The sequence below is a fragment of the Sneathiella sp. HT1-7 genome, assembly GCF_020731145.1.
Lineage (GTDB): Bacteria > Pseudomonadota > Alphaproteobacteria > Sneathiellales > Sneathiellaceae > Sneathiella.
This window is the reverse complement of sequence record NZ_JAJFZN010000001.1, coordinates 310691-324565: the sequence shown is the minus strand read 5'-3', so window position 1 is coordinate 324565 and position 13875 is coordinate 310691. Positions and strand designations below refer to the sequence as shown.

The window sequence follows — 13875 nt, the reverse complement described above, 5'->3', positions numbered from 1 at the left end:
GTATACAGAAAAGTCGATTTCGATGCGTCATATTAGGCTCGCTGTATCGTAAAGCTAACGCTCGTTTGGTATTTTTAAAATTCTATGATATAGGTCCCGGCCAGAATGGGCTATCGATTGGGTAACGGCTTATTGTGTGGCGGGATAAAAAGGAAAAGAAATTATGGGCGACTTTCCAAAACAAACATTTCAGGACTGGGAAAAGCTGTCGGAGAAGGAACTTCGCGGCCGCAAGCTGGATGAACTTAATTGGGAAACGTCCGAAGGAATTACCGTCAAGCCGCTTTACACAGCCGCCGATCTGGAAGGCATGGAATTGGAGGGCGCTTTGCCCGGAGTTGCCCCATTTCAGCGCGGTGTACGCGCGACAATGTACGCCAACCGCCCATGGACGATCCGTCAGTATGCTGGCTTTTCAACCGCCGAAGAATCAAACGCTTTCTATCGCCGTAACTTAGCCGCCGGCCAGAAGGGCCTCTCCGTTGCCTTTGATCTGGCCACACATCGCGGATATGATTCGGATCATCCACGCGTTGTCGGGGATGTCGGAAAGGCCGGTGTGGCCATCGATAGTGTTGAGGATATGAAAATCCTGTTCGATAGCATTCCGCTCGATCAGATGTCCGTTTCCATGACTATGAACGGGGCGGTTCTGCCAATTCTAGCGAACTATATCGTCGCGGCAGAAGAGCAGGGCGTGAAGCCGGAGCAGCTTTCCGGCACGATCCAGAATGATATTCTGAAAGAGTTCATGGTCCGCAATACCTATATCTATCCGCCGGCGCCAAGCATGCGGATCATAGGCGATATCATCGGCTATACCTCCGCCAACATGCCGCGGTTTAACTCCATTTCCATATCCGGCTATCACATGCAGGAAGCCGGTGCGACACAGGTGCAGGAACTTGCATTTACGCTGGCCGACGGTTTGGAATACGCGCGTGCCGCCATGGCGTACGGCCTGAAAATTGATGATTTTGCGCCACGCCTCAGCTTCTTCTTCGCTATCGGCATGAATTTCTTTATGGAGATTGCCAAGCTGCGCGCGGCGAGAATGCTCTGGGCGAAAATGATAAAGCAGTTTGAACCACAGAACCAAAGCTCCCTGATGCTGCGCACCCATTGCCAGACATCAGGCGTCAGTCTGACCGAGCAGGACCCCTACAACAATGTTATCCGCACGGCTTACGAGGCCATGGCGGCAGTTCTTGGCGGCACACAAAGCCTGCATACAAATGCGCTTGATGAGGCAATTGCGCTGCCGACGGATTTCTCCGCGCGCATTGCCCGCAACACGCAGCTTATCCTCGCTGAAGAAACCGGCATACCTCATGTGATCGACCCGCTTGGCGGCAGCTATTATGTGGAAAGCCTGACCAACTCCATCGCGGCGGAAGCCTGGAAGCTGATTGAGGAGGTTGAGGAAATGGGCGGTATGACCAAAGCAGTCGAAAGCGGGATGCCAAAGCTTCGGATTGAAGAATCCGCTGCCCGCCGTCAAGCCGCCATTGACCGCGGCGAAGAGGTAATCGTCGGGGTTAATAAATACCGGATCGACAAGGACGACAGCAATATAGAAATTCTTGATGTCGATAATACGGAAGTTCTCCGACAGCAGGTTGCGCGGCTTGAGAAAATCAGGAGTACGCGGGATAGCGCGGCCTGCACGGCAGCGCTGGTCGCCCTGACAAAGGGTGCAGAAGGCAAGGAAAATCTTCTGGAGCTTTGTGTAAACGCCGCACGGGCGCGGGCAACCGTTGGCGAGATTTCCGACGCCATGGAAAAGGTTTTCACCCGGCATCGGGCGGAAATCCGTTCCATTTCCGGAGTTTATGGGGCAGCTTATGAGGGGGATGAGGGCTTTATGAAGATTAGCGACGATATCGATGCTTTTACTCGTGAGGAAGGACGCCGCCCGCGTATGCTGGTGGTCAAGCTTGGGCAGGACGGGCATGATCGCGGCGCCAAGGTGATCGCGACTGCGTTCGCCGATATCGGCTTCGACGTGGATGTCGGGCCGCTCTTCCAGACCCCTGCAGAAGCCGCACAGGACGCGATCGAGAGCGATGTCCATGTCATCGGAATTTCCTCACAGGCGGCGGGCCACAAGACACTTGTCCCTCAGATCATCGATGAGCTTAAGAAGCAGGGTGCAGAAGATATTCTCGTCGTCTGCGGTGGTGTGATTCCGGCGCAGGATTATGACGTGCTCTATGATGCGGGCGTTGCCGCTATCTACGGCCCCGGAACCAATATTCCGAAGGCTGCTGCGGAAGTACTCGAATTGATCCGGAAAAAACGCAAGGCGGCTTGACCTGTTTCCTGTCCGGTGTTGTATGATATAGACGTCATTACAACAGGGCAGGGAGCCATTCATGAAGATTATCTATAGCCCCGATCATGCAAAGCATGATCCGAAAACATATTTCAAGGGCGGGGCATTTCATGAGCCGCAGGAAGTACCGGGCCGAGCGGATGCGCTGGTTAAGGGGCTGAAAGAGGCCGGTCATGAGATTTTGGCACCGACGGATTTTGGTCCGAGCCCACGGGCGGCGGTGCATACGCCGGGCTATCTTCATTTTCTCGAGACCATACATGCGCGTTGGTTGGCGGCGCAGATGGGCGGCGAGGAAGTGCTCCCCAACATTCACCCGGGGCGGCATATGTCGTCGATGCCGAGCGGGATCGTTGGCGAGGTTGGTTTTTATACCACCGATATCTCCGCACCCGTTGGCCCGACGACGTGGGAGGCGGCGGTCGCCTCCAACAATGTTGCGTTAACGGCAACGGACTATGTGCTGTCCAATCTGGATGACAAGCTCTCCGCCTATGCGCTTTGCCGCCCACCAGGACACCACGCCTTCAAGGACCAGGCCGGCGGTTTCTGTTTTCTCAATAATATCGCCATTGCCGCCGAATATGCGCGCCGGAAAGTGAACCGTGTCGCAATCCTTGATGTCGATGTGCACCACGGCAACGGCACGCAGGGAATTTTCTATGACCGCGCGGATGTGTTCACAATCTCCCTCCATTGCGATCCGACGGATTTTTATCCCTTCTTCTCCGGCTATGCACATGAGCGCGGAACGGGCGCAGGAGAAGGTTATAACCTGAACCTGCCACTTGCACCCGAGAGCGCGGATGAAGCCTTCCTCGACCGCATGGAGGAGGCTATGACGGCGCTTCGGGCTTATGCGCCGGATGTTCTTTTTATCGCGCTGGGTCTTGATGCGTTTAAGGGCGATCCGCTGATCGGGCTTTCCATTACGACGGAGGGGTTTGGGCGGATTGCAGCGCGGATCGCGCAGCTCAATCTTCCGACGGTTCTGGTGCAGGAAGGGGGCTATAATCGCGATTTCCTCGGCGCGAATATCACAAGCTTTATCTCCGGTTTTGAAGAGGTGCGTTAGCTGTTGCGGTAAACGCGTTAGAAACTAAATCCGTCCGGGAGGAGATCACTCACGGATTTGGTGACTTCTCCGCTCTTGCCCGCGTAACGGACCCGGGTGTTCTGTGTTGCGAATTCGGCGATAAACTGGCGGCACGCTCCGCAAGGGGAGCAGGGGATGGATACGCCTTTTTCATTGCGATTGGCGATGAGCACTTCGCGGAGTTTCATGTCCGGGCCCTCCCTAGCTACCGCTTGGGTAATGGCGGTGCGTTCCGCGCAGATGGTAAGGCCGTAGGAAACATTCTCGACATTGCAACCTGTATAGAGGTTGCCGGCTTCCGTCAGGATAGCCGCCCCGACCTTGAATTTGGAATAAGGGGAGTAGGCGTTCTCGAGCGCCTTGTCCGCTTCGGTTTTCAGGTCGACTTTGTCCATGATCCCGTATTTCCTTTACAATACTATCGAAGGAGAAATCCACTGCCGAGAGGATCACCGTCTTCGAATGTAAACTCAGCCGTTCCAGAATAATGGGCGTGGCCCGCAACCTCAACCGTCACGGCATTATACGGCCCCACTTTCGTTTCGTTTGCAATTTTTCCGTCGAAGATGGCGCCGGTCACGCTTTCGAACTGGCAGGTTTCTCTGGGCTCGATTGCCTTTCGGGCGGCGGCAAGGGCCATGCGTGCGGTGACGCCTGATCCGGTTGGGCTGCGGTCCACCTGCTCATCCGCGAACACGCAGATATTTACGCTTGGGCTGCCGCCCTGTCCCGTGGCGCCATCTGTCAGTATGGTGCCATAGAGATAACCTAGATCGTCTTCCTCCGGATGGGTGATCTGAATTTGCGCTTTTACCGCGTCGGAAATTTGGGTTGCTGCCATCACCAAGTCACGGGTGCGGGCTGTTCGCACATCCAGTCCAAGGTTCCCAGCATCTAGAATAGCGTAAAACGCACCGCCATACCCGATATCCAGCTCTACCGGGCCATAGTCAGGTGTCTCGACAAACTGTCCAATTTTATAGGCGAAGGCTGGCACACTATCAAACCTGACCGCGCCGGTTACACCATTCTCAGTCGCCACATGGGCGCGAACCAAACCACAAGGACACTGGATATTGACCGGCGTTTCCTTGTCTTCTTTCACGATCAAGCCATAGTCCAGCGCATAACGGCCAAGTGCCATGATCGCGTGGCCGCACATGGTGCTGTATCCCTCATTATGCATGAATATAACGGCAAGGTCGGCCTCCGGATGGTCAGGCGGTACGAGAAGTGCGCCATACATGTCCTTATGGCCGCGTGGTTCAAACATCAAAAAACGGCGATACTGATCGGCATGAGCACGAAGATAAGCCCGCTTTTCTAGCAGGGTATGCCCGTCCGGCATCGGCACGCCATCTGTGATGATGCGAAGCGGTTCCCCACCGGTATGCATTTCGACTGTCTGTATACTGCTGATCATCTTTTACTCATCCTTTGTATCTAGATTAGGGCCTTCCGTTAAATTCCGATAGTGCTTTCAATTGACTTGACGCAGGCGCGGGATTTTCCCATACCCAAGTCTATGAATGAAACGGGCGAAAAAATAGCGGCGGATGCCGAGAGAATAGCTGAGAAATTACGGCAGGGAGATCGGCGGGCGCTCGCGCGGGCTATTACACTCGTGGAATCCGTGCGGGATGATCATCGGGCTACAGCGCAGGCACTGCTCAACCTGATCCTCCCGTCCACAGGTAATTCTATCCGGATTGGGATATCGGGTACCCCGGGTGTTGGTAAATCCACCTTTATCGAAACCTTTGGCAAACTTTTGACAGGTGCGGGGCATAAAGTTGCTGTACTGACCATCGATCCATCCTCCCAGCGGAGCGGCGGCTCTATCTTGGGAGATAAGACGCGGATGGAAGAGCTGGTCCGTGACCCGAACGCCTTTATCCGGCCATCGCCCTCTGGCGGTTCGCTTGGCGGTGTTGCGCGACGCACACGGGAGGCCATGCTGCTGACCGAGGCGGCGGGATTTGATGTTATCCTGATTGAGACAGTCGGTGTCGGGCAATCCGAAACCACCGTGGCGGAAATGGTTGACGTGTTCCTTCTTCTTCTTGCGCCCGCGGGCGGGGATGAATTACAGGGAATCAAGCGCGGCGTGATGGAACTCGCAGACATTGTTGTTATCAACAAGGCAGATGGAGACTTGAAAGCAGCAGCGGCGCGGGCAGCAGCGGAATATAAAGGCGCAATTGGCTTGATGCGTCCAAAAAGCAAGAACTGGAAACCGAAAGTCCTGATGGTTTCTGCGCTGAATAAAGTCGGGATCGACAAACTTTGGGATACGATCACGAATTATCGCGAGGCGCGCGGCGAAGACGACGAACTCACCGAACAGAGACGAGAGCAGGCGGTTGCCTGGATGTGGTCTGAGCTGGGTGATTCCCTGATGACGCGATTCAAGAGCCATGAGGCTGTGGCCGCGCGCATTAAAAAGATGGAAGCGGATGTAAAGGCCGCGCAAATTGCGCCCACAGCCGCCGCAGAGAAGCTCTTGGAAATCTTTTTGGGAAAATAGGCAGATAACGGCCTAATATGCTTGACGGATGCGCCGTCATTCCTTAAATAGCGTCCTCACGTCCGGCGTTTTGCGCCGGCATTCCTATTTAATTGGTTAAAGAGGTCCAGGATGGCACGTCGTTGCGAATTGACAGGTAAAGGTGTTCAGGCGGGTAATAATGTCAGCCACGCCAAAAATAGAACCCGTCGCCGGTTTTTGCCGAATGTGCAGGAAGTCCGCTTGATGTCCGAGGCACTTGGTCGCTCCTTCAACATGAAAGTGTCGGCATCGGCGCTACGATCTGTTGAACATAATGGCGGTCTGGACAAATTCCTGCTGAAGGCGCGTGACACAAATCTGTCGCTGCAGGCCCAGCGGGTTAAGCGCGAGATCAAGAAAGCGGCAGCTTCCGCATAAATCTGATCTGAAGATCAAGAAAAGATAAACGGGTGAGTTTTCCTCACCCGTTTTTTTATGTCAAATTTGCCTCCTGAATTGCGCGTCCTATCTAAAAAGGATCCTGATCGGCTTTTCAATAGGGGAAATTTAGATGTATGCACGACGTGATATCGTAAAAGGCGCGGCAACTTTACCGTTGGCGGCAATTCTGGCGGATCCATTGCTCGCGAGAGCAGCCGCTGACATGACGGAAGATGTGACCATTAAGCTTGATGGCGGGCAATCAGTAACGGCCTCCGTCATCTATCCGGAGGTAACACCGGCACCAGCCGTTCTTCTCGTTCATGAATGGTGGGGCCTCAATGACCAGATCAAGGCGGTTGCAGCAGAACTTGCCCGGGAAGGATATGTCGCCGTAGCGGTCGACCTTTATGGCGGTAATGTCGGCACAACCCGTGAAGAGGCCGGGCAGTATATGAAGGCTGTCAAACCTGCCGACGCAACAGAAACGCTTGAAAAATGGATTTCATGGGCACGTGCGAATGAAAAAACCACGGATAGTCTTGGAACTATCGGTTGGTGCTTTGGCGGCGGCTGGGCACTGAACGCTTCCATAGCGGCTCCGACCGAGGCGACAATTGTTTATTACGGTAGTGTTGAACGGACCGCAGACCAGTTAAAGGTCCTTAAAGGACCGGTTATGGGCCATTTTGCCGAAAAGGATCAATGGATCAACAAGGCAATGGTTGACGGCTTTGTGGAGCAGATGAAGCTCGCAGGGGAGCCAGCACCGGAAGTCTTCTGGTACGATGCGGACCATGCATTCGCAAACCCGTCAGGCGGCCGTTATGACCAGGCGGATGCACAGCTAGCCTGGAAACGTAGTCTTGAGTTTTTCAAGAAGAACCTAAGGGGTTAGGAAAGCTCTACCAGCGGTCGGATTTTTTCCGCGTTGTGCGCTTCTGCTCGTCAAAAAGATCGGCAAGTTGTTCCATCATAACGCCGCCTAATTGTTCGGCATCGATGATGGTAACGGCTTGTTGATAATAGCGCGTGACGTCATGGCCGATGCCGATGGCAATTAATTCGACCGGGGAGCGCGTTTCAATCCATTTGATTACCTCGCGCAGATGCTTGTCGAGGTAATTGCCTGGATTGACTGACAGCGTGCTGTCATCCACTGGTGCACCATCGGAGATTACCATCAGGATGCGTCGTTGCTCTGGCCGGCCGAGCAGACGGTTGTGGGCCCATAACAGACCTTCCCCGTCGATATTCTCTTTTAGCAGCCCTTCGCGTAGCATCAAGCCAAGTGCTTGACGGGCGCGGCGATAGGGGTAGTCGGCCGATTTATAAACGATGTGACGGAGATCATTGAGGCGACCAGGGTTTGCCTCCTTCCCCTGTTCAAGCCATTTTTCACGTGACTGACCACCCTTCCAGGCGCGGGTCGTAAAACCGAGAATCTCGACCTTGACCGAGCACCGCTCCAGCGTGCGGGCGAGTACATCGGCGCACATCGCCGCAACTGAGATCGGCCTTCCGCGCATGGAGCCGGAGTTATCGATCAGCAGCGTGACAACCGTATCGCGGAAATTCGTATCTTGCTCCACCTTGAAGGAAAGCGGGAGTTGCGGATCGACAACCACGCGGGAAAGACGCGCAGCATCCAGAATGCCTTCCTCCAGGTCAAATTCCCAGGAACGGTTCTGTTGCGCAAGAAGTTTGCGTTGCAGCCGGTTGGCCAGTTTGCTGACCAGGCTATGCATGTTGGTTAGCTGTTGATCGAGCTGCTGGCGAAGTCTGGCGAGTTCTCCCGGTTCACATAAGTCCCCCGCCTGAATGACTTCATCGAATTCGGTGGTGTATGCTTTATAGGCGGCAGCCTCCGGTGAATTGCGGAAGTCATCAGGGTAAACCGGGCGGCTGTCACGGCCCGCATCTTCGCCGGTGCTTGTTGCTTCCATATCGGCGCTTTCGCCCGCTTCGGTATCGGTGCCGTCTTCACCGGCGCCTTCTTGCGTATCCGCATCCTCGGCGGCGCTGGCGTCTTGCGCCTCATCATCACTTTCGGAGCCGCTGCTCTCAGCATCTGGTTGCTGTTCGCCTTCATCACCGTCTCCGCTGTCATCCTCGTCGGAAAACTCGCCCTCAGCATCGTCGATCAGGTCGAGATCTTTAAGGAGTTTCCGTGCCGCACTCGCAAACTCTTTCTGGCTTGCAATGGCGTCGAGCATATCAGTAAAATCGTCGCCGCTTTTTTCTTCAATCTCGGCGCGCCAGAGGTCAACCATGTTTCGGGCGCTCTCAGGGACAGGTATGTTGGCCAGCTTTTCTCGGGCGAGAAGCCCAAGAACCTCTGAAATTGGGGCGTCAGCCTTATCATAAATGCGGTCAAAGCCGCTTTCCTTACAATGGTTATCGAGGCGGTTAAAAAGATTGTCGGCAACGCCTTTCATCCGGCCTGCGCCAATGGCTTCCACCCGAGCCTGTTCAATTGCATCAAATACAGCCTTGGCGTCGCCGCCTTCCGGGGCATAACGCGCATGCATACCGTCGTCGTGATAGCGTTTACGAAGGGCGATACTGTCGGCGAGCCCGCGCACGAGGCGAATATCCTCTGCCGGGAGGTCTTTTGCCGGGTTTGGCAGGCGCGCGCGATCACCGCTCATCCCCGGTGCGTCATTGCCATAGACAACTTCAAGTTCCTTCTCGTGTGACATCGCCCGCATGGTGGCGGTGACGGCGCGCTTAAAGGGCTCTGCCGCAGGCTCCTTATTTTTGATAAAGGCCACGGGAGCGCTTACGCGACGATATTGGCAGCGGATTCAGGGAGTTCTTCACCAAAGCTGCGTTGATAATATTCGGCAACTATTGGCCGTTCCATTTCATCGCATTTATTGAGGAAGGTCACACGGAAGGCGAAGCCAACGTCTCCAAAAATCTGAGCATTTTCAGCCCATGTAATCACAGTTCTTGGGCTCATTACGGTGGAGATGTCGCCAGCGATAAAGCCGGCCCGACTAAGATCTGCGCAGGCTACCATGGCACGGATTTTCTTGCGGCCTTCTTCATTATCATAGCCTGGCAGTTTCGCGAGTACGATTTCGTTTTCGGTATCTTCCGGCAGGTAATTCAATGTTGTTACAATATTCCAGCGGTCCATCTGGCCCTGGTTCAATTGCTGGGTGCCGTGATATAGACCGGTTGTGTCGCCAAGACCTACGGTGTTCGTCGTCGAAAACATCCGGAATGCCGGATGAGGGCGTATAACTCTGTTCTGGTCGAGGAGGGTTAGTTTGCCTTCAACTTCCAGAACGCGCTGGATCACGAACATGACGTCCGGACGCCCGGCGTCATATTCATCGAAGACAATCGCTGTTGGTGACTGTAGCGCCCAAGGGAGAATCCCTTCGCGAAACTCTGTTACCTGCTTGCCGTCGCGCAGGACAATGGCATCCTTGCCAATCAGATCGATACGTGAAATATGGCTGTCGAGGTTAATCCGGACACAAGGCCAGTTCAGACGTGCGGCGACTTGTTCGATATGGGTGGATTTCCCGGTACCATGATATCCCTGCACCATCACGCGGCGATTATAGGCAAATCCTGCCAAAATCGCGAGCGTGGTGTCGTGATCGAAAACATAGGCCGGATCGAGATCGGGCACGCGGTCGGTCGTCACGCTGAAGGCCGGAACTTCCAGGTCACTATCAATTTTAAAAACTTCCCGAACGGAAACCTTCGTATCGGGCAAATCAATTTTTATTTCCGGCGTTTCACCGGCAAGTTCTAAGGACGTCATAAAATGTAGTTCCGTGTCACAATTTGTGGTGTTTCTTTTACGGGCAAGCTTACGAGTTAGCGCAAGATCGCAAATGTGTATAGGCCTGATTGATGTTTTTTAGTATTTCTTCAGCCTTTTTATCACCACCACGGATATCAGGGTGGTATTTTTTTGCAAGTTGCTTATGTCTGCGCTTGATTTGTTCGAGACTGCTTCCGGGATGTAAATTCAAGACGGCAAGTGCCTCTCGTTCCTTTGGATCCATTTCCGGATGACCGTTTGCACGGGATTTAGCAGAGGCCTTTTCCGAAGCCCCCATATCGTCACGAAAATCGAACGGATCATTATAGCGATATTCGTCGCGCGAACTTGCTGTGCGGGTACCTAGTTTCCAGGTTGGGCGATGGCCGGTAATATCCTCATCCTTGTAGCGAAGGACTTCTTCCGCCGACATGCCGTCAAAGAAATTCCATGATTTATTGAATTCACGGATATGCGCAAGACAGAACCACTGATAATCTGCCGGGTTTCCTCGATCAAGCAGCCGTGCCTTCGGCGCCCTAAATTCTCCCGTCTCGAAACAATCCTCATGTTCGCACTGCCTGTTGAACGGTTCCGGGGCGTCATCATCAAGTGGTATTTCTCTATTCTTCGACATTTGACAATTATGGGTGTTGCCTGCTCCCATAGCAAGGCCGGGGTCGAAAAGGAGTCGTTTTTTAACTCCGTGACGACGGTAATTGGGCAACATTCACCTGTAGAGGTGTTTTGACACCAAGCACCCAGAAAAAATATTCTACGCAATCGATACGTAGCGTAAAAATTTGCTATAAGACTGTCAGTACGGTGTTACATCAAGATAGTAAGGAATGCAGGCATAATGTCAGTCGCAGCAACCATAGAAAATAAGCTCAAAGAGGCGTTTTCCCCAACCAGCCTTGTTGTCGTTGACGAATCGCATCTGCACGCGGGCCATGCAGGGGCTCGCCCTCAAGGGGAAAGCCATTTCCGGGTGGAAATAACCGCGGAGAAATTTAAGGGGATGTCCCGCGTTGCCAGCCAACGGGCTGTGTATGATGTCCTTTCGGAGGAGCTTAAGACAGATATTCACGCGCTGGCACTGAACGTAAGATCGTAACGTCGCTATTCGAGATAAGATAAAAGCATCAGAAAAAACTGTTGAACAATTTTGGCACGCCCCTATATGCTCTTTTTGAGAGTTTATAAAAAAATATGGCAACTTATAAGAGCATCAACAGGAGCCCTAACGTGACCCAGATAAGCCAATCCCTCGTCAATCGTAATATTTCAATCATTGATCCCGTTTCAGGTCAGACGCATCGGACCAGTATCAGGCTGGAGGAAATCGAATGGGAGGCCCTGCGCGATATTTGCACGCGTGAAAATATGTCGATCAATGATTTCTGCTGTAAAGCGGACAGCGATGAGAGGCGGCGCGAGCATTCCCGGACTTCCCGAATACGATCTGCCATCCTTGATCATTATCGCAGTCAGTCCGGTAAGCTCGACTCCTGATCTTCTTAAAGAAGGTAGAACAATAGCGCGGGGAGGGTGATAAAGGAGAGCAAGGTCGATATGAGCACCATCCCTGCAACATGGCTGTGGGCGCGGTCATAACGAAGCGAGAAAAGATAGTTGAACACCGCGACCGGCATACTGCATTCCAGGATAAGGACCCCGCGTTCGACCCCTTCCAACCCAAACAGGGCGGCAAGGCCGTATCCAACGGCAAATCCCATAGCAAGTCGAAGAACTGATAGTCCGGTTGCGAGCCGGATGTGATTTACAGAAAGACTTGCAAGACTTACACCCAGAGCAAGGATCATCAAGGGAATAGTCAGGCTGCCAATAAGCTCGGTGGTATTTATGATCCAGAGCGGGACAGGGAAGGAAAGAGCCTTTAACCCCAGGCCGAGGACCACGGCATAAATCAGGGGTGTACGTATTAACTGACGGGGGGAACTGACCCCAGAAGAAAGCCAGATGCCGAAGGTGAATTGCAGGGTGGAAAAGACGGTAAAGACGGCAATGGCGAGCGCGAGACCAGCCTCCCCAAAGGCGAAGAAACAAAGCGGCAGGCCCATGTTGCCTGTGTTCGGAAACATCAGACCGGGTAGGTAATTGCGGATATTAAGGCGGCAGAGCTTTAGTGTAATGACGCCAATGATGCAAAAAGCTAATGCTGAAAGTGCAGCGAACATCGCGAACTCAAGGAATGCGCCAAGTTCCATGTCGAGTTTGACGAGCGTTGAGAAAATCAGCATCGGGGAGCCGACATTCGTTACCAGCCCGGTCACTGTTTCCGTATGAAAGGCGCGCCCGGTCTTGGCCCAGAAAAAACCAATCCCGGCGGTTACAACGACTGGAGCAATAATGTTGAGGAGAATTTCAAACATATTGGCGGAATTTCCAATTGGCCTGCCCGGTAGAAATTCTATAACTCAAGAGAGGTGACTCGAAGTTCGGTAATCTGGTTAAGATCTTTTTTGAGAATTTCAAACTTATACCCATGAAATATAAAAGCTTGACCAATTTCCGGGATAATCTGTGCTTCGTGGATGACCAATCCGGCAACCGTCGCGGCCTCTTCATCGGGAAGTGCCCAGTTGAGCTGCCTGTTCAGGTCACGGATGGTGACATCGCCTTTTGTGATGATGCTGCCGTCCTTCATCAGTCGGACATCGCTTACAGCAAGATCATGCTCGTCCGCTATATCGCCAACGATTTCCTCAAGAATATCTTCAAGCGTGACCAGCCCCATAAGCGCGCCATATTCATCGACGACAAGGGCGAAATGGCTTTTTCTTTCCAGAAACGCGTTGAGCTGGCTGCGCAGGGTTGTGGTTTCCGGCACGAACCAAGCTTCGAGTGCGATTGATTCGATATCCAGTTTCTCGTAATCCCCGCCCAGAGGGATCAGGGCACGAAGCATATCCTTCGCATGGATGATGCCGATAATATTCTCAGGATTTTTCTTCCATAGGGGCAGTCTTGTAAAGGGGCTCCCGAGAACCTGATCGATAATTTCGCGGACTGGTTTCTCTGCATCGACCATTTCCACATTCTTGCGATGAACCATGATCTCTTCAAGGTCCACCTCATCCATATCGAGGATTGTATCCAGCATGTAACGCTCATGCATGATAACGCCGGCATCTTCGGAATGGAGTTCGATTGCCCCGCGCAGCTCATCCTGCGCGGCGTCCGTTAAGGTATCAGAGTCGCCGTCACCTCCCTTAATGCCCATAAGACTCAGGGTAACCTCGACAATATAGTTGATACCCAAGACCACGGGAGAGAGGAGGAAGATCGCGGGCCGCAGCACGGGCGCAACAAAAAGTGCGACGGGGATTGTCCGCCGGAGTGCAATCGTTTTTGGTAAAACCTCCGCAAAGACCAGCACAAGAACGGTCATGACAAGGGTCGCATAGGCAACGCCAATATCTCCGAACAGCGAAATGAAAATACTTGTCGCCAGGGCAGAAGCTAGAATATTGACCAGATTATTGCCGAGCAGAATGGCACTGATAAGTTTCGTATGCTTGTCGCGTAGCCTGTTTACAAGTCCGGCCCGATGGTCGCCGGATTGTTCCATCTGATGCAGACGGGCGCGGGAGGCACCGGTTAGTGCGGTTTCCGAACCTGAAAAGAAAGCAGAAAGCACTAACAGCAAAAAAATTGCGAGCGGCAGAAGGATCAATTCCAAATTTATTTCACCCGTGTCCATT

General features: G+C 53.2%; 14 protein-coding genes. 7 read left to right on the top strand and 7 right to left on the bottom strand.

The genetic code is table 11. The features are described from left to right. Window positions 1-163 precede the first annotated feature (163 nt). Window positions 164-2314: a methylmalonyl-CoA mutase gene (scpA, locus tag LKE13_RS01535; RefSeq protein WP_227947926.1), complete on the top strand. Its 2151-nt coding sequence runs from the start codon at window positions 164-166 to the stop codon at window positions 2312-2314. A gap of 61 nt (window positions 2315-2375) precedes the next feature. Next, a complete protein-coding gene (locus LKE13_RS01530; RefSeq protein ID WP_227947925.1) occupies window positions 2376-3410 on the top strand; it encodes a histone deacetylase family protein in 1035 nt (344 codons plus the stop codon). Between the two features lie 17 nt (window positions 3411-3427). Here LKE13_RS01530 and LKE13_RS01525 read toward each other — a convergent pair whose 3' ends face one another. Beyond that, a complete protein-coding gene (locus tag LKE13_RS01525) occupies window positions 3428-3826 on the bottom strand; it encodes a cytidine deaminase (protein WP_227947924.1) in 399 nt (132 codons plus the stop codon). A 23-nt stretch (window positions 3827-3849) separates the two neighbouring features. Then, window positions 3850-4854: a proline racemase family protein gene (locus LKE13_RS01520; RefSeq protein WP_227947923.1), complete on the bottom strand. Its 1005-nt coding sequence runs from the start codon at window positions 4852-4854 to the stop codon at window positions 3850-3852. A 102-nt stretch (window positions 4855-4956) separates the two neighbouring features. Between LKE13_RS01520 and meaB the strand changes: the two genes are divergently transcribed. The 3 genes from meaB (at window position 4957) to LKE13_RS01505 (ending at window position 7258) form a co-directional block, all read left to right on the top strand. Next, entirely contained in the window at window positions 4957-5958 is a 1002-nt protein-coding gene (meaB, locus tag LKE13_RS01515) for a methylmalonyl Co-A mutase-associated GTPase MeaB (RefSeq protein ID WP_227947922.1), read from the top strand. Between the two features lie 111 nt (window positions 5959-6069). Further along, entirely contained in the window at window positions 6070-6357 is a 288-nt protein-coding gene (gene rpmB, locus LKE13_RS01510) for a 50S ribosomal protein L28 (protein ID WP_227947921.1), read from the top strand. 133 nt (window positions 6358-6490) lie between these two features. Continuing rightward, window positions 6491-7258 carry a dienelactone hydrolase family protein gene (locus LKE13_RS01505; protein WP_227947920.1) on the top strand — a complete coding sequence of 256 codons (768 nt, stop codon included), beginning with the start codon at window positions 6491-6493 and terminating at the stop codon, window positions 7256-7258. A 7-nt stretch (window positions 7259-7265) separates the two neighbouring features. Here LKE13_RS01505 and cobT read toward each other — a convergent pair whose 3' ends face one another. Genes cobT through LKE13_RS01490 form a run of 3 tightly spaced genes read right to left on the bottom strand, consistent with a single transcriptional unit; the run spans window position 7266 to window position 10784 of the window. After that, on the bottom strand, window positions 7266-9134 hold the full coding sequence (gene cobT, locus LKE13_RS01500; RefSeq protein ID WP_227947919.1) for a cobaltochelatase subunit CobT: 1869 nt from the start codon (window positions 9132-9134) through the stop codon (window positions 7266-7268). A gap of 8 nt (window positions 9135-9142) precedes the next feature. Continuing rightward, on the bottom strand, window positions 9143-10144 hold the full coding sequence (cobS, locus tag LKE13_RS01495) for a cobaltochelatase subunit CobS (protein WP_227947918.1): 1002 nt from the start codon (window positions 10142-10144) through the stop codon (window positions 9143-9145). A 49-nt stretch (window positions 10145-10193) separates the two neighbouring features. Beyond that, the gene (locus LKE13_RS01490; protein ID WP_227947917.1) at window positions 10194-10784 is read right to left on the bottom strand and encodes a J domain-containing protein; all 591 of its coding nucleotides are present in this window, start codon (window positions 10782-10784) and stop codon (window positions 10194-10196) included. A 222-nt stretch (window positions 10785-11006) separates the two neighbouring features. On the opposite strand from LKE13_RS01490, the gene LKE13_RS01485 reads away from it, so the two are divergent. Together LKE13_RS01485 and LKE13_RS01480 are read left to right on the top strand one after the other, a co-directional pair. Beyond that, complete coding sequence (locus tag LKE13_RS01485; protein ID WP_227947916.1) at window positions 11007-11264, top strand: BolA family protein; 258 nt, start codon at window positions 11007-11009, stop codon at window positions 11262-11264. A 131-nt stretch (window positions 11265-11395) separates the two neighbouring features. Further along, the gene (locus tag LKE13_RS01480; protein ID WP_227947915.1) at window positions 11396-11662 is read left to right on the top strand and encodes a ribbon-helix-helix domain-containing protein; all 267 of its coding nucleotides are present in this window, start codon (window positions 11396-11398) and stop codon (window positions 11660-11662) included. Window positions 11663-11667: 5 nt separating this feature from the next. On the opposite strand, the gene LKE13_RS01475 is transcribed toward LKE13_RS01480, so the two are convergent. Continuing rightward, a complete protein-coding gene (locus LKE13_RS01475) occupies window positions 11668-12543 on the bottom strand; it encodes an AEC family transporter (protein WP_227947914.1) in 876 nt (291 codons plus the stop codon). A 38-nt stretch (window positions 12544-12581) separates the two neighbouring features. Beyond that, window positions 12582-13874, bottom strand: a complete 1293-nt coding sequence (locus tag LKE13_RS01470; protein ID WP_227947913.1) for an HlyC/CorC family transporter — start codon at window positions 13872-13874, stop codon at window positions 12582-12584. Window position 13875: the final 1 nt, after the last annotated feature.

Coding starts and splice junctions, on each gene's coding strand:
- scpA (WP_227947926.1), top strand. CDS start 164: ATGGGCGACTTTCCAAAACAAACATTTCAGGACTGGGAAAAGCTGTCG.
- LKE13_RS01530 (WP_227947925.1), top strand. CDS start 2,376: ATGAAGATTATCTATAGCCCCGATCATGCAAAGCATGATCCGAAAACA.
- LKE13_RS01525 (WP_227947924.1), bottom strand. CDS start 3,826: ATGGACAAAGTCGACCTGAAAACCGAAGCGGACAAGGCGCTCGAGAAC.
- LKE13_RS01520 (WP_227947923.1), bottom strand. CDS start 4,854: ATGATCAGCAGTATACAGACAGTCGAAATGCATACCGGTGGGGAACCG.
- meaB (WP_227947922.1), top strand. CDS start 4,957: ATGAATGAAACGGGCGAAAAAATAGCGGCGGATGCCGAGAGAATAGCT.
- rpmB (WP_227947921.1), top strand. CDS start 6,070: ATGGCACGTCGTTGCGAATTGACAGGTAAAGGTGTTCAGGCGGGTAAT.
- LKE13_RS01505 (WP_227947920.1), top strand. CDS start 6,491: ATGTATGCACGACGTGATATCGTAAAAGGCGCGGCAACTTTACCGTTG.
- cobS (WP_227947918.1), bottom strand. CDS start 10,144: ATGACGTCCTTAGAACTTGCCGGTGAAACGCCGGAAATAAAAATTGAT.
- LKE13_RS01490 (WP_227947917.1), bottom strand. CDS start 10,784: ATGTCGAAGAATAGAGAAATACCACTTGATGATGACGCCCCGGAACCG.
- LKE13_RS01485 (WP_227947916.1), top strand. CDS start 11,007: ATGTCAGTCGCAGCAACCATAGAAAATAAGCTCAAAGAGGCGTTTTCC.
- LKE13_RS01475 (WP_227947914.1), bottom strand. CDS start 12,543: ATGTTTGAAATTCTCCTCAACATTATTGCTCCAGTCGTTGTAACCGCC.
- LKE13_RS01470 (WP_227947913.1), bottom strand. CDS start 13,874: ATGGACACGGGTGAAATAAATTTGGAATTGATCCTTCTGCCGCTCGCA.